The sequence below is a fragment of the Halosolutus halophilus genome, assembly GCF_022869805.1.
Taxonomy (GTDB): domain Archaea; phylum Halobacteriota; class Halobacteria; order Halobacteriales; family Natrialbaceae; genus Halosolutus; species Halosolutus halophilus.
The window spans coordinates 3831175-3849280 of the sequence record NZ_CP094974.1 but is presented as its reverse complement, the minus strand read 5'-3'; the positions used below and the strand labels follow the sequence as shown (position 1 = coordinate 3849280).

At 66.4% G+C, this 18106-nt stretch carries 17 protein-coding genes; 13 read left to right on the top strand and 4 right to left on the bottom strand.

What is annotated here, in order from left to right; all coding sequences use genetic code 11:
* Positions 1-114 precede the first annotated feature (114 nt).
* From MUG98_RS18950 to MUG98_RS18940, 3 genes are all read left to right on the top strand, one after another.
* Entirely contained in the window at positions 115-651 is a 537-nt protein-coding gene (locus MUG98_RS18950) for a flavodoxin domain-containing protein (RefSeq protein WP_265108983.1), read from the top strand.
* Between the two features lie 78 nt (positions 652-729).
* Complete coding sequence (locus MUG98_RS18945; protein ID WP_265108982.1) at positions 730-2139, top strand: hypothetical protein; 1410 nt, start codon at positions 730-732, stop codon at positions 2137-2139.
* A gap of 135 nt (positions 2140-2274) precedes the next feature.
* Positions 2275-2676, top strand: coding sequence for a hypothetical protein (locus MUG98_RS18940; protein WP_265108981.1), 402 nt, complete (start codon positions 2275-2277; stop codon positions 2674-2676).
* Between the two features lie 55 nt (positions 2677-2731).
* Here the strand turns inward: MUG98_RS18940 and MUG98_RS18935 are convergent, their stop codons facing one another.
* Positions 2732-3931 carry a zinc ribbon domain-containing protein gene (locus tag MUG98_RS18935; protein WP_265108980.1) on the bottom strand — a complete coding sequence of 400 codons (1200 nt, stop codon included), beginning with the start codon at positions 3929-3931 and terminating at the stop codon, positions 2732-2734.
* 270 nt (positions 3932-4201) lie between these two features.
* Here MUG98_RS18935 and MUG98_RS18930 point away from each other — a divergent pair, with 270 nt between their 5' ends.
* The 5 genes from MUG98_RS18930 to MUG98_RS18910 all read left to right on the top strand — a co-directional run bounded on the left by MUG98_RS18930 (position 4202) and on the right by MUG98_RS18910 (position 10803).
* A complete protein-coding gene (locus tag MUG98_RS18930; protein ID WP_265108979.1) occupies positions 4202-5110 on the top strand; it encodes a double zinc ribbon and FHA domain-containing protein in 909 nt (302 codons plus the stop codon).
* Positions 5111-5317: 207 nt separating this feature from the next.
* A complete protein-coding gene (locus MUG98_RS18925) occupies positions 5318-6526 on the top strand; it encodes a vWA domain-containing protein (RefSeq protein ID WP_265108978.1) in 1209 nt (402 codons plus the stop codon).
* Between the two features lie 51 nt (positions 6527-6577).
* Positions 6578-7846, top strand: coding sequence for a protein kinase domain-containing protein (locus MUG98_RS18920; RefSeq protein WP_265108977.1), 1269 nt, complete (start codon positions 6578-6580; stop codon positions 7844-7846).
* On the top strand, positions 7843-9504 hold the full coding sequence (locus MUG98_RS18915) for a protein phosphatase 2C domain-containing protein (protein ID WP_265108976.1): 1662 nt from the start codon (positions 7843-7845) through the stop codon (positions 9502-9504). Before MUG98_RS18920 ends, MUG98_RS18915 begins: the two co-directional genes overlap by 4 nt.
* A gap of 84 nt (positions 9505-9588) precedes the next feature.
* Positions 9589-10803, top strand: a complete 1215-nt coding sequence (locus MUG98_RS18910; protein ID WP_265108975.1) for a serine/threonine protein kinase — start codon at positions 9589-9591, stop codon at positions 10801-10803.
* A 179-nt stretch (positions 10804-10982) separates the two neighbouring features.
* Here MUG98_RS18910 and MUG98_RS18905 read toward each other — a convergent pair whose 3' ends face one another.
* Both MUG98_RS18905 and MUG98_RS18900 read right to left on the bottom strand, forming a co-directional pair.
* The gene (locus tag MUG98_RS18905; protein ID WP_265108974.1) at positions 10983-11903 is read right to left on the bottom strand and encodes a TIGR03571 family LLM class oxidoreductase; all 921 of its coding nucleotides are present in this window, start codon (positions 11901-11903) and stop codon (positions 10983-10985) included.
* 122 nt (positions 11904-12025) lie between these two features.
* A complete protein-coding gene (locus MUG98_RS18900) occupies positions 12026-13996 on the bottom strand; it encodes an aconitate hydratase (RefSeq protein ID WP_265108973.1) in 1971 nt (656 codons plus the stop codon).
* Between the two features lie 222 nt (positions 13997-14218).
* Here MUG98_RS18900 and MUG98_RS18895 point away from each other — a divergent pair, with 222 nt between their 5' ends.
* On the top strand, positions 14219-14701 hold the full coding sequence (locus tag MUG98_RS18895; protein ID WP_265108972.1) for a deoxyuridine 5'-triphosphate nucleotidohydrolase: 483 nt from the start codon (positions 14219-14221) through the stop codon (positions 14699-14701).
* A 281-nt stretch (positions 14702-14982) separates the two neighbouring features.
* On the opposite strand, the gene MUG98_RS18890 is transcribed toward MUG98_RS18895, so the two are convergent.
* Positions 14983-15108, bottom strand: a complete 126-nt coding sequence (locus MUG98_RS18890; RefSeq protein WP_265108971.1) for a hypothetical protein — start codon at positions 15106-15108, stop codon at positions 14983-14985.
* A gap of 230 nt (positions 15109-15338) precedes the next feature.
* Here MUG98_RS18890 and MUG98_RS18885 point away from each other — a divergent pair, with 230 nt between their 5' ends.
* From MUG98_RS18885 to gnd, 4 genes are all read left to right on the top strand, one after another.
* Positions 15339-15893, top strand: coding sequence for a metal-dependent hydrolase (locus MUG98_RS18885; RefSeq protein ID WP_265108970.1), 555 nt, complete (start codon positions 15339-15341; stop codon positions 15891-15893).
* 73 nt (positions 15894-15966) lie between these two features.
* Entirely contained in the window at positions 15967-16431 is a 465-nt protein-coding gene (locus MUG98_RS18880; protein WP_265108969.1) for a copper resistance protein CopD, read from the top strand.
* A gap of 92 nt (positions 16432-16523) precedes the next feature.
* Positions 16524-16952, top strand: a complete 429-nt coding sequence (locus MUG98_RS18875; protein WP_265108968.1) for a hypothetical protein — start codon at positions 16524-16526, stop codon at positions 16950-16952.
* Between the two features lie 210 nt (positions 16953-17162).
* Positions 17163-18062: a phosphogluconate dehydrogenase (NAD(+)-dependent, decarboxylating) gene (gnd, locus tag MUG98_RS18870; protein WP_265108967.1), complete on the top strand. Its 900-nt coding sequence runs from the start codon at positions 17163-17165 to the stop codon at positions 18060-18062.
* The last annotated feature ends 44 nt before the right edge of the window (positions 18063-18106 follow it).

Genomic DNA, 18106 nt, shown 5'->3' with positions numbered 1-18106 from the left:
TGCGTTGATCGTCTTCCAGCCCGAACGAGTGGGTATGAGACTCGACCGATCCGGTTCCTGCCCCCGCCCCACGTTCGGCCCCGACTTCGACGATCCCGATCGAGGTGCCCGCCGGTGACCCGGATCCTCGTCGCCTACGGTTCGACCGAGGGACAGACGGCGACTATCGCCGACCGGATGGGCGACGTCCTCGCGGCCGAGGGCCACGACGTGACGCTCGTCCACCTGAACCACCCGCCTGCAGGCCTCGAACCGGGGTCCTACGACGGCGTGATCGTCGGCGGATCGATCCATATGGGCTCACACCAGCAGTACGTCACCGACTTCGTGCACGACCAGCAGACGACGCTGAACCGGCTCCCGTCGGCGTTCTTCTCCGTGAGCCTCTCCAGTGCGTCGGCCGACCCCGAGGCCCGATCGGCGGCCGAGGGCCTCCTCGAAGAGTTTCTCGAAGAAACGGGCTGGGATCCCGACGGGACGCTGGCCGTTGCGGGGGCGCTGAAGTACAGCGAGTATGGGCTGCTCAAACGGTTCGTGATGCGCCGCATCGCCCGGAAGTCGGGCGGCGACACCGACGTCTCGCGGGATCACGAGTACACCGACTGGGACGCGGTCGAGGCGTTCGCGGCCGAGTTCGCGACGCTGCTCTGAATCGGACCGCCTCGGTCCGGCGACGGCGACTCGAGGAGACTCTCCCTCTATGGTCCCTGCCAGCGTAGTACGGCCGGTATGTTTGGACCGCTCGTGCACACACTGACCCGGACCCGACCCGACGGCGGGTCCCGACTCGACGCCGCCGACTCGGCGCTGCTGATCGATCGTCACCTCCCGGAGTACGACGTCACCCAGCACCGCCACGCGGTCGTCGTCGCCGATCCGGAGACGACCTACCGGGCGACGGTCGAAGCCGATATGATGGATACCGGTCCCGTCGTTCGCGCGCTGAGTCGCCTCCGGGATCTGCCGGCCCGACTCGGCCACCGGATACGGGGGACGCAACCGGCACAGTTTCCGGAGGAGTTGACGATCGATCGCCTCGGCGAGTCGGACGAGTGGTTCCTGATCGACGAGCGTCCGGGGGCGGAACTCGTCTTCGGCTCCGTCGGAACGTTCTGGCGGCCGTCGATCGAGTGGCGCGAGGTCGATCCCGACGCCTTCGCGGCGTTCGACGAACCGGGCTACGCCAAACTCGCGGTGAGTCTGTCGGTTCGGCCCTACGGCGCGCGGCGAACGCTGCTCACCTACGAGGCGCGGACGGCGACGACGGACGACGAGTCCCGACGGCGATTCCGTCGGTACTGGCGGCTCATCGGTCCGTTCGCCGGCTATCTGATGCAGCGAGCCCTGGAGCGCATGCGAACCGACGCGGAAGAACGTGCCGGTGATCGAGACGCGACGCGATCGGCGCCGGCGAGCGACGGTCTGGACGGGATGGACGGCGAATTCGACGGGGAACCGATCGGAACGTCGCGCCGGCGCTGGCCGTGGCTCCTCGCCGCCGTCTCGATCGCCGCAGGGTACCACAACCGCGTTCGACCGTGGCACCGGGAGTGGGGGACGACGCCGCGAGAGGCCGTCGGCGCGCTTCCTGGCGACGAATTCGCCCCGGAACCGGCGACGCGGGTGACACACGCGATCGAGATCGACGCGGCTCCCGACGCGGTCTGGCGGTGGCTCGTCCAGATCGGCCAGAACCGGGGCGGGTTCTACAGCTACGACGTCCTCGAGAACCTGGTCGGCGCGGACATCCACACCGTCGATCGAATCGTCCCGGAGTACCAGGAGTTAGCTGAGGGGGACACCGTCCGGCTGGCACCCGAGGACTACCCGATTACGACGCCGGAATCCGCGCCCGAGGTCGTCCACCTCGAGGAGGAGCGAGCGATCGTCCTCCAACCGCCGGTCGACTCGCCGACGTGGACCTGGGCGTTCGTGCTGCGTGAGATCGACGAGGGAACGACGCGGCTCGTGGCCCGGATGTGGTCGCCGGAGCCGTCCTCGCGACTCGACGCCGCGATCGACTACCTCGTCTGGGAACCGGCTCACTTCGTCATGGAACGCCGGATGCTTCGCGAACTCAAACGGCGCGCGGAACTGCAGGCGGCCGAGTCGACCGCCGTCCCGATCGGCGTCGAGTAGCCGATCGGAACGAGCGCCTGCGCCGATCGCCGGCGGGGACGGTCGGTTCACGTCGATTCGACCGGCTCCTCGAGAAGCGGAACCGGTTGCCGGGCCTGAAACCTCTTTTGAGGGGTTCGTGGTCGGTTGGCGCGGATGACGACCGATCCCGACGACCTCGAGTTGACCGACGCCGAACAGGAGGCGCTCCACGACATGCAACTCGGCATGGAGTACGTCCACCGGGCCTACGGGAGCCTGCTCGAGTTCCACCACCAGCTCGGGCACGCGATGGACCGGATGAGCGACGCCGAGGAGCGGCTCCGCGAGGCGGGGCACGACGAGTGGGCCGACGCGCTCCGCGACGACCACCTCCCATCGGGCGCGATCAGCGACCAGTGGACGTTCGAACTCGTCGAGGAGTTCTCGGGGGAGTTCCTCGAGGAGGTCGACGCCTTCGAGGACGCCGTCCGTGAGGAGTTGGCCGACGGAGTCGATCACGTGACCGAACGCCGGCAGAAACGCCGGCTTCGCGAACGTGCCGAGGACGAGGAGTGACCGGCGACGCCTTCGCTGCTGACGTGGCACGCTCGGCGACGAATCCGCTCGCCGGTCAGAGTTGGCCGCCGCAGAACGGACAGAAGTTGTAGACCCCGTCCGAGGGGATCTCTTCCTCGCATTCGGGACACGTCTCGACGGGCGTCTGGTCGGGACCGTACTGATCGAAGTCGTCGACGAATATCCGGGTGTCGGAGCCGGTTCCGTCGGTGGTCGAGCCGTCGTCCGCGCTAGCGTCCCCGCGGTCTTCACTCGCGGACCGATCGCTCCCTTTCGACGTGTCCGTGGCGCTCGTGGACCGTTCGTCTTCCTTCGACGTGTCCGAAGCGCGCCCGTTCGACGGCTTCGAATCGTCGCTGTCGTCCGAACTCGACCCGTCGCGATGACTGGGCGTCGATCCCGGACTGGACGGGACCACCACGTTCGAGCGACTGGCGCTCGACCTCGGGGCCGACGGTGCGCTGCTCGCGGCCGATCTGTCGGACGATCGAGCCGACTTCGAGGATACCCGGCCGGCACCGGCACCGCTGAGCTGTCGACCCGACGTGTTCGACCGAACTCGCGACACGAGGTCGAAGAGCGAATTCCGGAGGCGCGGGATCGACCAGTCGGGTCCGTCCCACCGTGACTGCGTACTGTAGAGCCTCCCGGCGCCGTAGAGTACTGTCACGAGAAGCGGAACGGCGATCACGACGGCCCGTGCCATCGGGGCACTCGTTCCGACCACGACTCCGTCCAGCGTCCGTGCGACCGGTCGCTCCGAACCGAGCATTCCGATGGCGAAGTCGACCAGTACGACGACGGCCGGGAGCGCCGTGAGGGAGGCGGCGACGAAACTCGTTCGTTCGCGGTCCTCGCGGTCCTCGCGGAGCGAGTCGATCGCGACGGTTCGGAACGCCAGCGCGTTCGCCGCGATCGCGATGGGGAAAAACAGCCACGACGACAGCTGTAGCGAGCCGGTATCCCAGATCGCGTACCCGATCGGAACGGCGAGGCCGAGGACCGGAACGAGTACCACGGGGAGCGGTTCGACGTCGTCGAACCACGATTCGAAGCAGTACCGATAGCCGGCGACGAGGAATCCACCGCCGCTGACGAGCACCAGCAGCGTCCCGAACCCGATCACGGCGTGTCCGACTTCCAGAACCGTGTCACCGGTTGCCACGGCGTCGGTCGCGACGCCGAGGACGACGGCGACGAGTTCGGCGAGAGCCAGCGTGAAGAACGTCACCAGTAGCGCGATGGGGACCGCCACCAGTTCCAGAAGAACGAGTGTTTCGTGATCGTTACCTGATCGGTTCGGGAGGCGCATCGTATCTCGATATCTTGTGTCTGACGTAAATAATTAGTGTTTGTTGATATCGGCTCCCGGAATCGCACGCAGCGGCCCGTGGCTTCGCGTCTCCACTCGTAAGTGGTTCTACGACTCCATTCGTAATCACAAGATAGCGTAATAGTAAGCCAGACCCCACTTTCGTTCTGGCATACTTTTTTCTATTGTGACTGAGAAAGTGCGCTGAATACCATGGCAGAACAAACCGAATTCAGTTGCGTCTCGTGTGAAACGACGTTCGATCCATCTCCGAACGGCGGATTCTGTCCGAACTGTGATACGCCACACCCGGACTACGAAGCACCGGCCGACGACGCCGACGGTACCGGAGGGGACGGCGACGGGGACGAAACCGGCGACGAAGCACCGGCCGACGACGACTCGGTCGAGGTAGAATACGCCGAGGACGAGGAGGACGAGGCCGAAGCCGACGCGGATGACGCCGAAGACGAGGACGACGACGGAGCCGATGTCGAAGGCGCCGAGGACGAGGCGGACGCCGACGACCCGGCGACGATCGAGTGCCAGTCGTGTGACTCGGCGGTCGACGCGTCGGCAGCGTTCTGTCCGAACTGCGGTGCGGAACTCGAGGACGAGGAAGACGAGAGCGAGGCGGACGAGGACGAGTCGGCGGAACTCACCGCCTGTCCGGACTGTGGCAACTCGGTCGACGACGAGGCGTTCTGTCCGGGCTGTGGAACGGATCTGGACGCGGTCCGCGAGGGTGGAGCGGTCGACGACGGTGACGACGGCGACGACGGCGACGACGGCGACGACGGTGACGACGACGCCGTCCCCGAGGAAGTCACGCTCGAGATCGACGGCGAACAGTACACGTTCGGTGACGGAGACGTGTTCGGCCGACGGGACGAGGAGTGGCTCGCCGATCTGGTCGCCGCCAGCGGCGGACGCGAGGAAGCCCGGTACCTCTCGGGCGACCACCTCGAGTTCTCGGTCGAAGACGACGGCTTCTACGTGACCGATATCAGTACGAACGGAACGAAACTCAACGGGACTGCCATGGACGGTTCCGACGCGAAACTCGAGGACGGTGACACGCTCGAACTCGCCGACCGTGCCGAAATCGACGTGATCCTGTAGTACGAACGGCGTGTCGTACGATTGGCGACTCGAGTCGCCGCGTGCGAAGCGGTGCTCGCGGCTCCACAGCCCGTGAGTGGCGTTAACTTGCCGTCCCGGGATAGCGTGGTTTCTCTCGGCCATCACGGACCGTTGTCGTGTCAGCGTACGCCAAATACCAGCGAAAAAGTTATCAGATCTTCCTGAGACGTATGATCAGTTACCGCAATGACGACCGACTTCTCAGTGGAACTCAATCGACCGTACGTACCGGAGAACGGCGGCGGAATCACCTGCGAGCTCACGATCGAACCGGACGAGGAGGCACACGACGAACCGACCGAGCGACACATCGCGCTCTGTATCGACAGCAGCGGCTCGATGTCCTACAAGAAGATGGACCAGGTTCGCAACGCGACGAATCTCGTCTTCGGGTTGTTGAACGACCAGGACTACCTGAGTATCGTCACGTTCGATACCGAGGTCGACGTCATCATGGACGCGACCCGATGGGGCGATATCGATCGCAGTGAGGCCGAGGACTATCTCGACGACATCGAGACTCGCGGCGGAACCGACATCTACGCGGGCCTCGAAGAGGCGCGAAAGTCGCTCCGCGGCCTCGACGAGGGTGAGGGGATCGCAAAACGAATCCTGCTGCTCTCGGACGGCCGCGACATCCGGCTCGAGGAACCGGACTTCGAACCGCTCGCGAAGGCGACCGCGGACGGCGGCACCTCGATCTACTCCGCCGGTATCGGGTCGAATTACGACAAAGGGATCATTCGGACGCTGGGCGAACACTCCCAGGGTCAGTGGGCCCACGTGGAGAATCCGACGGACATCAGGTCGTTCTTCGGGGACGTCGTACAGGAGGCGTCGACGGTCGTCGCGAACAATCCCGAACTGGTGATCGACCTGAAGGAGGGCTGTGAGGTCGGCGACGTCTACCGTCGGCTCCCCCAGATCCAGGAGGTCGACGTCGAGTACGCGGGCGGGAGCGCGATCGTGGGGCTTCCGGATCTGCTGGACCGTGAAAAACAGAAGGTCGTCCTGACCATGGACGCCCCGGCGGGCGAACTCGAGACGACCGCGGCGATCGCCGACATCGAACTACAGGCCGGGTCCGCATCGGCGACGACCGATATCTCGGTGACGTACACCGACGACGAGGAGAAACTGGCCATCCAGAACGAGGACGTCACCCTCACCTACCGCGAGACCGACCTCCGCACTCGCATCGCCCACGCCGACGAAGAAGAGGAACTCGACGACGTCAAGGATCTGATCGACGAGACCGAGGTCATCACCGGAGAGACGGAGATCACGGACGCACTCAGGGAGAACGTGACCCGGATCGAAGAGGGCGACGAGGAAGAGGTCCGCGAAATCCAGGAGAACACGACGGTCGTCTACGACGCCGGTCGGTTCGACTGAGGGCGGACGCACCTCGGGGGACGATTGTAAATATATCAGCTATCAATGAGCATGTCAGAGCCAACAGTCGGGGACGAACTCGCCGGTCGGTACGAGATTCGAGAACAGCTCGGGAGAGGCGGCTTCGGCGTCGTGTGGGGTGCAAACGACGTCGACACGGGGCGATCGGTCGCGCTGAAACACCCCAACTACAAGGGGAACGCGCCGGACGACCTCGTCGACAAGTACTTCAAACGAGAGACGGACGTCCTCGAGGACATCCGCGACGCGGGCGGCCACCCGAACATCATGGGGTACTACGGCAAAGAAGAGGGGTTCGGGATGCCGGTACTCGTCGTCGAACCGATCGACGGCGAGGAACTCGGCACGGTCGTCCGGAACGACGATCCGATCACCGACGACGACGAAGTTCGCGAGATCGGAATCGGGGTCTGTGACGCGCTGTCGTTCCTCCACGATCACGACCTCATCTACCGAGACCTCAAGCCGGACAACATCATGATCGACGGGGCCAGGGAACCGAAGATCATCGACTTCACCACGGCCAAAGGGTTCGTCCCCGAACGCGGCGGTGCCGAGTTTACGACGGGGGAGTCCTCGAGTTCCACGGCCGGGTCGTCGAACGCGGACTCGACCGTCCCGGGCGAGTTCAAACCGCCGGAACTGAATCAGGGCTCGGAACAGCGCCAGGGTCCCTGGAGCGACGTTTACTCGATCGGGAAGATCCTGTGTTTCCTCAAAGTGGGCTGGGTTCCCGACGACGACGGCGTCGCGCCGTCCGACTTCGGCATCGAAACGGCGCCGTACATGGACGAGATCATCGAGCGATCGACCCAGCACGATACCGTCGACCGGTACCCCAACGCGTCCGTCCTCAAACGGTCCCTCGAGAAACGGGACGCGACGATGCCGACGCAGGCGTCGGTCCACTGGCTCGGTCGCGACGAGCGGTGGACGATCAGTCCGGGCGACACCATCGGCAGGAAGACGGCCGACGGACCGCGCCCCTCGATCATGCTCGAGGACGATCGTCACAAGGCCCTCTCGGCGGTTCACTGTCGGTTCGACACCGACGGGGAGGGGAACTGGATGGTGATCGATACCAGTCTCAACGGCACCTACATCAGCAAACACGACGAACGGGAGTGGCACCTTCTGCTTTCGGAGGCCGGACAGGAGCGCCAGCGACGCCACGGCGAGTCGGTCCCGGCCGACCTCGAGGCGTCGACGGAACTCGAGGGAGGAGACACCATCGCACTGGTCAGTCCCTCCTATCCGGAACGGTTCTACTTCCAGTTCGATCAACAACCCGTAGAATGACTATGGAATACGCGAGTACCATCGACATCGGCGCACGGAAGCAACGACGCGGCGGAATCAACGAAGACGCCATCGCGACGGCGGTCTTCGAGAACCATCACCGGCAGACGGAACGGCCCGTCGGCATCTTCGTCCTCGGTGACGGGGTCGGCGGCGAGGACTGTGGCGACGTCGCCTCCCTGCTGGCGACGACCGTGGTCAGAAAGCGACTCACGGACGCCATCCTCGGACCGGGAACCGACGTCCCCGAACGGTTCGGCATCGACGCCTACGAGGGGACGCCACCGACGAGTGGCGCCAACCCGGCCGCGGCGCTCTCCGAAGATCGGATCCGAACCGCGATCCAGGAGAGCGTCAACGCGGCTCACCAGCACGTCCAGGAGTTCGCCGGCGAAATCGGAGGTCGGCCGGCGACGACGCTCGTCGTCGGCGTCTACGTCGACGGCTGTCTCTACTACGGCTGGGTCGGCGACAGTCGTATCTATCTCATCAACGAGCGACACGAAGAGGCGAGGCAACTCACGCGCGATCACGCCGTCACCAACGAACTGCTCGAGAAGGGCGAGATCGACGACGAGGTGTACGCGCGCATCCATCCCGACGCGACGGCCATCACGAACGTCGTCGGTGGCTCCGCCCACGGCCGACCGAGCGTGGACGTCGAGTTCGGTTCCACCGATGTCTATCGCGACGACATCATCATGTTCACGAGCGACGGGCTGATCGACGCCTTCCCGGACAACCGTTCGCTCCGGGATGAGTACCAGCAGGCGACGGATATGGAGGCCGTCCGCGAGTCGATCCTCGATACGCTGGTAACCGACGACGAGATCCGGGAGATCGTTCTCGGGGCCGACGGCCTCCAGGAAGCCGTCGAGCAACTCGTCTCGTTCGCCAACGAGCGCGGCGGCAAGGATAATCTCTCGGTCACGCTGGCCAGGGACTCCGACGCGAACGCGTCGCCCGATTCGCTTCCGTTCCGCGGCGCGGCGACTGACTTCCAGGAGATAACGAATCAAGAAACGATCATCGATCCGCCGGAAGACGACGCCGAGTCCGATTCCGGCGGCGGATCGGGGTCGTCCCGTAACGCGAGCGGGTCGAACGCCTCTCACGGCGGTTCGAACGCGTCGGGCGGGACAGCGAAGGTCGTCTCGGCCGGTGACGGCGACCCCCCGAAGGCAGCGGTCACGATCGCGGGCGACGAGACGATCTTCGAGATCGTCGACGGTGTCACCATCGGACGAAACACCGGGAACGGCGAACACGGCCCGAACATCGGTCTCGTCATCGACGACGACGAACCCGTCGAGCGAAATCACGCCCGCCTGGAACTCGACGAGGACGGGCACTGGCGCGTTCGCGATATCAGTGCTACCGGAACGTTCGTCGAGGCGGAGGGCGGAAAGTGGACGGTTCTTCTCTCCAGTAAAGGTGCGGAACTGCACCGAGAGCACGGCTTCGACCCGAGTGCTGCCGTCGAGGGCGACCTCGAGGAGACGTCGCGACTGCAAGACGGGACGGCGTTCACGCTCGAGGACCCCCGGAACGCCGACCCGATCACGTTCCGGTTCTTCTCGACGCTCGATCACGCCCGGAATCGGACGCGCTGGAGCGACCCGACCGGCGGGAGGCCCTTCAGTGGCTTCTGTACGTAGTCGGGCCGGTTCTCGACCGCCTGCGGCCGTCGAGCCGATCGGTCGCGGTGCGCGTCGAACGATCTCCCGCCGGAGCGTGACGTGATGACGACTGACGAACGGAACGGGACGACGGTCGACGATCGGTTCCGACTCGAGGAACGGATCGCCGCCGGCGGTCTCGCGACGGTCTGGCGAGCGACCGACTGCGAGCGAGGACTGCCGGTCGCGCTGAAGTGCGAGAACGACGGCTCACACGAGCGTGAGCAGGTCCGGGCGCACTTCCAGGGAGAACTGCAGTGGTTCCGCCGTTTCGAGGGCGACCCGAGTCCCGGTTCGCTCGTCCGCTTCGTCGACGGTGCGGTCAGCGGGGACGCGGTGTACGTCGCCACGGAACTGATCCGCCGTGGCTCGGTCGACGACGTCTTCGGCCGCGAGGGGCCACCGGCCCCCTCCCTCGAGAGCGTTCGCGAGATCGGCGGCCCCGTCTGCAGAGCGCTCGAGTTCCTCCACCGGAACGGCGTCTCACACCTCGATCTGAAGCCGAGCAACGTCCTCGTTCGTCGATCCGGCCAGCCCGCAGTGATCGACCTGAACGCCGCGGTCTCGACCGAGACGGACCCCGACGTCCGCTTCCGTCGCGATCCGTTCAAACCGCCCGAATTGACGCGGACGGGCGCTCGCAACGCGCCGATCGGTCCGTGGTCAGACGTGTACGCGCTGGGGGCGTTTCTCGCGTTTCTGATGACCGGAACGGCGAACGCGGAGTCGTCCGCGGCGCGAGAGGCGGTCGATCCGCAGGCTCTCCCCGCGAACTGCCCCGCGTCGCTCGCCGAACCGATCCGTCGTGCGACCGCACCCGACCACGGCGACCGGTTCGACGACGCCGGCGACCTGTACGACGCGCTCGTCCCGTTCCTCGACGTTCCCGATCGATCCGCCCGACTCGTCCACGAGCCGTCCGGACGCACCGTTCGCGTTCGTCCCGGCGACACCCTCGGCCGCTGGGCGGCGGACCGTCGGGTTCCGACCGTCGTCCTTCCCGACGACGAGCGGTTCCTCTGTCCGGAACACGCCGTTATCGAGTACGACGGGTCGGCCTGGCACCTTCGGGACCGGAGCCTCAACGGCACCTACGTTCGCGGGAGCGCCGACTGGGAGTACGTCCTCTCTCGGCACGGCCGCGAGCGCCGCCGCGACGCCGACGCGCCGCTGGCCCGACCCGATCCGCCGACGTCGATCCGGCTCTCGGACGGCGATCGCATCTCGCCAGTCAGCCCCGCGTACGGCTGCCAGTTAGCGTTCCGAACCGAGAAGTGAATCGCGAGTTCCAGGCCGGCGACCCCGGCGAGTCCGACCACGACGAGCACCGGACCGCCGACGCTCCGTACCGGGCCGGCCGAGGTCGGCACCGTCTCGGTCTCGTAGGTTTCGTACGGTTCGTCGTAGCGCTCGAACTCTCGATCGAGACCCGATCCGACTCCGGGACGGCGGCGATGCTACAGTTCGGTGAGTATCTCCTCGGCGAACCGGGTGAGCCCGCGTTCGGAATCGTCGTTCTCGATCGAGACGATCACGTGATCGACGCTCAGCTCGTCCAGTTCGCGGAAGTAGTCCCGGAACCACTCGGCGCCGGCTCGATACCCCAGGTGGAGCGGTTCGGGCTCCGCCGTCGGGTCGTCCGCGAGTTCGACGCGAACCGCCATCGCGAACGGTTTCTCGCCGGCGTCGGCGCGCCAGTTCTCGAGGTAGTCCTCGAGCGTTCGCTCCGGGAGGTGATAGAACAGCCAGCCGTCGCCGTGCTCGGCGATCCACTCCCGGGACTGGCGGGCGTAGCCCGTGGGCAACAGCGGGAGCGTCTCGGTCGTCGGCGACGGCACGACGTCGAGTTCGCCCTCGAGCGAGCCCCAGGCCCCTTCGAGTTCCGGGAACTCGTCCCGCCAGACGGCCCGAAGCGCCGTGACCGCCTCCCGGAACCGATCGCCGCGGGCGTCCCGATCGACGTCGAACGCCGGAAACTCCGGGTCGCGATCGCCGGTCGCGACGCCGAGGACGAGCCGTCCGTCTGAGAGCCGATCGACGGTCGCCGCTGACTTCGCGACGTGGAGCGGGTGGCGCAGCGTGAGGACGATACTCGCCGTCCCGAGCGCGACGTCGTCGGTGTGGGCGGCGACCTGCGAGAGCCACGGCCACGCGTCGAACGTCTGGCCCGCGTCGCCGAACTTCGGCCAGTAGGTCGGGACGTCACGCGCCCAGAGGCCGTCGAACCCGATCGTCTCCGCGTGGGCCGCGAGCCGCAATTCCTCGTCGACCGGGGGTGTCGATCGGTTCGCGCCCGTGAGCGGGAAGCCGGTGCCGAAAGTGAGTCCGTCGTCGTCGAACAGCCGTCGATAACCCGCGTTCTCGTGCCCGGATGCCATTCGGGTGTGGCTATCGGCTCCGTCTGCAAGAGGTCGTCGCTCTGCGACGCGATCGGGCGATCGAAGCCGCTGCTCGACGACGGCGCAGTCTCGAAAAATACGGATTCGGTCGCGGGCGGCGATCAGTCGTCGGCGGGCGCAGCGCCGCTGCCGTCTTCGGCCTGCTCTTTCGTCCAGGAGAGCTTGCCACCGGCCGCGAGGATCGCGCGTTCGCGTTCGGAGGCGTCCAGCGTCGCGGTGTACTCTTCGTCACCGACGCGGACGGTAAACTCTTCCTGGCCGCTGGTGACGGCCTCGTAGACGTCGTCGACGATCTCGATCTCGTCTCCCTGGTCGATCGACTCGTAGGTCTCCTCGTCGATCGTCAGCGGGACGATGCCGAAGTTGAAGAGGTTCGCGCGGTGGATGCGCGCGAAGCTCTGTGCGAGGACGCCCTCGATGCCGAGGTACATCGGACAGAGTGCGGCGTGTTCGCGCGAGGAGCCCTGTCCGTAGTTCTCGCCGGCGACGAGGAAGCCGCCGTCGGCCTCGAGCGCACGCTCGGCGAAGGTGTCGTCGACGCGCGAGAGCGTGAACTCGGAGAGTTTGGGGACGTTCGACCGGTACATCAGGATGTCCTGGGTCGCGGGGATGATGTGGTCGGTCGTGATGTTGTCCTCCATCTTGAGCAGCGCCTCGCCCCGAATGTCGGAGTCCAGCTGATCCTTCAGCGGGACGTCGCCGATGTTCGGGCCCTTGATGAGTTCGTCGTCGACGGCCTCGTCGGGGCTGATGAGGTCGGTCTTCGAGCCGGTGTACTCGTCGGGGAGTTCGACGCCGGGGGCCTCGAGGTCGCCGAGTTCGTCGGCGAGGTCGCGCGGGTCGACGATCTCGCCTTTGATCGCGGCCGCCGCCGCGACCTCCGGCGAACAGAGGTAGACGTTGTCGTCTTCGATGCCCGAGCGGCCCTCGAAGTTGCGGTTGAAGGTCCGCAGCGAGACGGAATCGGAGGACGGGACGTGACCGATCCCGATACACGCACCACAGGTGGCCTCGGAGAAGTTGACGCCGGCGGCCATCATCTCCGCGACCCACCCTTCGCGGGCGAGCATCTCGGAGGCCTGCTTGGAACCGGGCGCGACGATCGTCTCGGTCTCCATCGAGACTTCGCGGCCCTCGAGCATCTTCGCGACGGGGAGGATGTCCTCGTAGCCCCCGTTCGTACAGGAGCCGACGATGACCTGTTCGACGGACTGGCCGGCGGCCTCGCTGACGGGGACGACGTTGTCGGGCATCGACGGCTGGGCGATCAGCGGCTCGAGCTCCGAGAGGTCGACGACGATTTCGTCGTCGTACTCGGCGTCGTCGTCGGGCTGGAGTTCGACGTACTCGTCGCCGCGGCCGACGCGCTCGAGGTAGTCCTGGGTCTGCTCGTCGGTCGGGAAGATCGACGTCGTGGCGCCGAGTTCCGTCCCCATGTTGGTGATGGTCATCCGCTCGGGCGCGGTGAGCGTCTCGACGCCGGGGCCGGTGTACTCGAGGATCTTGCCGACGCCGCCCTTCACGGAGAGGCGACGGAGCATCTCGAGGATGACGTCCTTGGCGGTGGCCCACTCGGGGAGTTCGCCCTCGAGTCGGACGTTGACGATCTCGGGCATCTCGATGTAGTAGGGTGCGCCACCCATCGCGACGGTGACGTCGATCCCGCCGGCACCGATCGCGAGCTGGCCGAGGCCGCCGGGGGTCGGGGTGTGGCTGTCCGAGCCCAGCAGCGTCTTGCCGGGGGCCGCGAAGTTCTCGCGGTGGACGTTGTGACAGATCCCGTTTCCGGGGCGAGAGAAGTGAGCGCCGTATTTGCCGGCCGCAGAGCGGAGGAAACGGTGGTCGTCGGTGTTTTTGAAGTCGAACTGGTAGGTCTGGTGGTCACAGTACTGGGCCGCGACCTCGGTCTGGACCTCGTCCAGTCCCATCGCTTCGAACTGGAGCCAGACCATCGTGCCTGTCGTGTCCTGTGTGAGTACCTGGTCGATCTCGATCCCGATCTCCTCGCCGGTCTCGAGTTCACCCTCGACGAGGTGGTCGTCGAGAACCTTTTCGGTAAGAGTCTGTCCCATAGCACCCGAATCTCGGCTGTCCGTCGTGATAAAACCAGCGTGTTTCTGTAGGGATCGACCGTGTGGATTCCCCCTTCAGTGTGGCATTCTTCGAGTGATTTTCGCCAACTAACCTGACGTTCGTCGCTCGTGTCGCGGGCGATCGGAATCCAGGTCGTCGACGGTTCGATCGGACCGGGGCCGAACGAATCCCTTATCTCACTTCCGGAGCGTTGCGAGCATATGTTCCGTTCAGGTTCGTTCGTCGCCGACCACGTCTCGCCGCTCACCGAGGAGCAGGTCCAGCCCAACGGCGTCGATCTCACCCTCGACGTCGTCTTCCAGCAGCTGGAGCCGGGACGAATCGGCCGGGACGGCAAGCAGATCGGCGATCGGATCGCCCGTCCGCTCGAGGAACTCGAGCAGAAGGATCCGGATACCTACTACCTGCCCGCGGGGGCCTACGTCGCCCGCTACGGCGAGCGGATCGAAGTCCCGACCGGCCACGTCGGCTTCGTCTATCCGCGATCGTCGCTCATGCGCAACTCCTGTATGCTCAACACGGCAGTCTGGGACGCCGGCTACGAGGGCCGTGGCGAGGGGCTGTTGCAAGTCCACCACGACGTCGAGATCGAACGCGGGGCGCGGATCGCTCAGCTGGTGTTCGCCGAGGCGAACCACGAGGACAGCTACGACGGCAGTTACCAGGGCGAGAACCTGGAGTGACGATCGGCTGTCCCGGCGAAATTGGAGTGACGACCAGTTGCGTACCGGCGTGATACTCCGTCGACGCGCGAAAACGACGCCTGCAGAACCACGTCCTCTCGGCAGTGACGACCGACGGATTCGCTGTATTCTCCCCCGAAACGATCGGTAATACTGCCAGCCGCGTGGCTCCCGTCACGATCGACGTCTCTCGAAACCGAGTGTGACCGCCGGCCGGTCGTTCACGAACTCCGCGGTCCGATGTCCCCGGTGTGGATATCGGTGCGATTCGAGCGTCGCTGCTACTCGTCGCCGATCCCGATTTCGTCTTCTATCGCGTCCGGAAGGCTCTCACAGCGGTAGGCCGACAGGTCGTCTTCCGTCTCTGGTTCTCCGTCTTCTTCCTCGGGGCCACTACAGCCGGTCACGACCGCCGTCGCGGCTGCGACCTGGGGAACCGCGCCGGTGCGTCCGCGTCACCTCTCGGTCCATTGAATCGATCCGGGGAGGCCGCGGTCCACTGCGCACCGAGACCGATACGCGGCGAGCCAGCGCTCGCGCACCCGATCGACCGCGATCGATCGGGAACCAGCGTGAGGTGACTGACTGTCGTGCCGCTTCACTCATCGTTTTCTCCCTCGCCCGCCTACGCAGTGCCATGATGGCGACGACGCACGTGTTCGCGGGACTCGCAGTCGTCGCGCCCGTCGCCTACGCCGCGCCGGAGTTCGCCGGCCCGCTCGCGGTCGGCGCGATCGGCGGCGGTCTCGCGCCGGACTTCGATCTCGTCCTCGAGCACCGGCGGAGCTTCCACTTTCCCGTCGTCGGCGTCGTTCCGGCAGTGCTCGCGGCGGGTCTCGCGGTACTCGTTCCGTCCCCGGTCACCGTCGCCATCGCGGCGCTGGCGGTGGCCGCGTGGCTCCACGCGGCGAGCGACGCCCTCGGCGGCGGCCCGGAGATGGATCCCTGGACGAACCCGAGCGATCGGGCGGTCTACGATCACGTCCGTGGGCGCTGGCTGCGGCCGCGGCGGTGGATCCGGTACGACGGCGCACCCGAAGACGCAGCGCTCGCCGTCGTGCTCGCGGTGCTCGCCCTGTCCGTCTTCGACGGCTGGTTCGCTGCCGTCGTCCTCGGCGGCCTCGCGGTCTCGATCGTTTACGCCGGCTTCCGGCGGCGACTGGTCGCGTGGACGCCCGAGTGGCTCGAGTGACCGGCCGCCGCGTTCGCGCCGATTGCGGCTGCGAGTCGGAACGCTGATACCATCGTGCTTCGAGCCACCCTGTATGGTTGATACGTTCCTCGCCCAGACAGTGCACCTGCTCTTCGCCGCTATCTGGGCCGGTAGCGTCTTCTACGTCGCGTTCGTCGTGATCCCCCTCGCACGGGACGGGGCGTTCAACACGACGACGCCGCTCGAACGGATCGCGGGACGACTCACGATGATTTCGCGGGCGAGCGCGCTGGTCCTGTTTCTAACCGGTGGTCACCTCGCGGGGACGCGATACACCGCCGCCAGCCTCGTCGGGACCGTCAACGGGCAACTCGTGCTCGCGATGATCGCGCTCTGGCTCGCCTTCGCCGGACTCGTCGAGGTGGGATCCAAGCGGTTCGAGGCCGGTCTCAACGGGAAGAAACTCCGCGAACCCGCTGCCGACGCGTTGCCGTTCTACCGGGCCGCGGCGGTCGTCGGCCTCGCCCTGCTCGTCGTGGCCGGCGCGATCACGACGAACCTGTCGGCGTCCCTGTAATCTAGACCCGCTGACCACTCGTCGAAGATAGTACTCGAAGACGGACATTCTGCCGAAAGATACTTAATCGGTTACTGTTACGTACTCGCATAATGATCAGGGGTAAAGAGATCGGACTCTCGCTTCTCGCGGTCGGGACGGCCGCCGCTGCCGGATACGTGCTCCGAGCGGGGCGTTCGCGGAGCACCGCGGCACGATCGAAGGCGGATCTCGGTGCGCGCATCGTCGAGGACGTTCCGTCCGGCGCGACCGTCGTCGACGCGACGTCCGACCGTCTCGATCGAATTCCCGGCGCGCGACGCGCGATCGATCGGGCGGTCCGCAACGACGCGCGCGAGGAGTGGGAACACGTCACGCTCGAGCGCGACGGCGCGTGGACGGTCGTCGACGCCGTCCGGAGGTCGCTCCCGTACTACGACGCCACCGGCTGCGAGTACAATGGCGTCTACGTCCGCTACGAGGACCGGATCGTCGTCCTCGACGCGATCGGCTGGGCGCGACTCGAAGACCCGCTCCAGTGACGGCGCTGGCGGGCCACGTCTCCACGGATTGCCGGCCGGGGTCGTCAGCCGCCGTATTCGAACGACTTCCCTCCAATCGCTCTCCTGTCTCCGTCACGTCACCGCTTCCCCAGGGCCGACGCACCCGGGTCGCGCCGTGGGACCGATCGATCGAGCGTCGCCGGCCGCCGAATCACAACCCCTACTTCACAGCCCCGCCCAGCATCGACCATGCAACTGGGCGTAATCGGACTCGGACGCATGGGACAGATCGTCGTGGATCGCACGCTCGCGGCGGGGCACGACGTCGTGGCCTTCGACCTCGACGCGGACGCCGTCGCCACGGCCGCCGACGCGGGCGCGGAACCGGCCGACTCGATCGCCGACCTCGTCGATCGACTCGGTTCGGACAAGCGCATCTGGCTGATGGTTCCCGCGGGCGAGGCGGTCGACGTGACGCTCGAGGAACTCGAACCCCACCTCGACGGCGAGGACGTGGTCGTCGACGGCGGCAACTCCTCCTTCGAGGACTCCGTCCGCCGGGCGGAGTCCTGTCCCGCGGCCTACCTCGACTGTGGCACCTCCGGCGGTCCCGCGGGAGCGGAACTGGGCTTCTCGCTGATGGTCGGCGGTCCCGAGTGGGCCTACGACGAACTCTCCCCCGTCTTCGACGCCGTCGCGACCGGTCCCGACGGCCACGACCGGATGGGGCCCGCTGGCTCCGGTCACTACGTCAAGATGGTTCACAACGGCGTCGAGTACGCGCTGATGCAGGCCTACGGCGAGGGGTTCGAACTCCTCCACGAGGGCCGGTACGACCTCGACCTCGAGTCCGTGGCGTCGGTCTGGAACAACGGCGCCGTGATCCGTTCGTGGCTGCTCGAACTCTGCGAGGAGGCGTTCCGCGAGGAGGGGACCGACCTCGGCGACGTGGCGGACCGGGTCGAAGGCGGTTCGACCGGCACGTGGACGGTCCAGGAGGCCCTCGAACAGGAAGTGCCACTGCCGCTGATCTACACCTCGCTGGCCGAACGGTTCGGCTCGCGAGCCGACGACGGCCGGTTCTCGCGTCGGCTGGCGAACCGGCTCCGGTACGGGTTCGGCCGGCACGAGGTTCCGCGCCGGGAGTGAGACGGTAACACCGTCGGATTCCCCTCCCGATCGCACACCGCGTT

Excerpts from the sequence above, each read along its gene's own strand:
- MUG98_RS18945 (WP_265108982.1), top strand. The coding sequence starts at position 730 with ATGTTTGGACCGCTCGTGCACACACTGACCCGGACCCGACCCGACGGC.
- MUG98_RS18940 (WP_265108981.1), top strand. The coding sequence starts at position 2,275 with ATGACGACCGATCCCGACGACCTCGAGTTGACCGACGCCGAACAGGAG.
- MUG98_RS18930 (WP_265108979.1), top strand. The coding sequence starts at position 4,202 with ATGGCAGAACAAACCGAATTCAGTTGCGTCTCGTGTGAAACGACGTTC.
- MUG98_RS18925 (WP_265108978.1), top strand. The coding sequence starts at position 5,318 with ATGACGACCGACTTCTCAGTGGAACTCAATCGACCGTACGTACCGGAG.
- MUG98_RS18920 (WP_265108977.1), top strand. The coding sequence starts at position 6,578 with ATGTCAGAGCCAACAGTCGGGGACGAACTCGCCGGTCGGTACGAGATT.
- MUG98_RS18915 (WP_265108976.1), top strand. The coding sequence starts at position 7,843 with ATGACTATGGAATACGCGAGTACCATCGACATCGGCGCACGGAAGCAA.
- MUG98_RS18910 (WP_265108975.1), top strand. The coding sequence starts at position 9,589 with ATGACGACTGACGAACGGAACGGGACGACGGTCGACGATCGGTTCCGA.
- MUG98_RS18905 (WP_265108974.1), bottom strand. The coding sequence starts at position 11,903 with ATGGCATCCGGGCACGAGAACGCGGGTTATCGACGGCTGTTCGACGAC.
- MUG98_RS18900 (WP_265108973.1), bottom strand. The coding sequence starts at position 13,996 with ATGGGACAGACTCTTACCGAAAAGGTTCTCGACGACCACCTCGTCGAG.
- MUG98_RS18895 (WP_265108972.1), top strand. The coding sequence starts at position 14,219 with ATGTTCCGTTCAGGTTCGTTCGTCGCCGACCACGTCTCGCCGCTCACC.
- MUG98_RS18885 (WP_265108970.1), top strand. The coding sequence starts at position 15,339 with ATGATGGCGACGACGCACGTGTTCGCGGGACTCGCAGTCGTCGCGCCC.
- MUG98_RS18880 (WP_265108969.1), top strand. The coding sequence starts at position 15,967 with ATGGTTGATACGTTCCTCGCCCAGACAGTGCACCTGCTCTTCGCCGCT.
- MUG98_RS18875 (WP_265108968.1), top strand. The coding sequence starts at position 16,524 with ATGATCAGGGGTAAAGAGATCGGACTCTCGCTTCTCGCGGTCGGGACG.
- gnd (WP_265108967.1), top strand. The coding sequence starts at position 17,163 with ATGCAACTGGGCGTAATCGGACTCGGACGCATGGGACAGATCGTCGTG.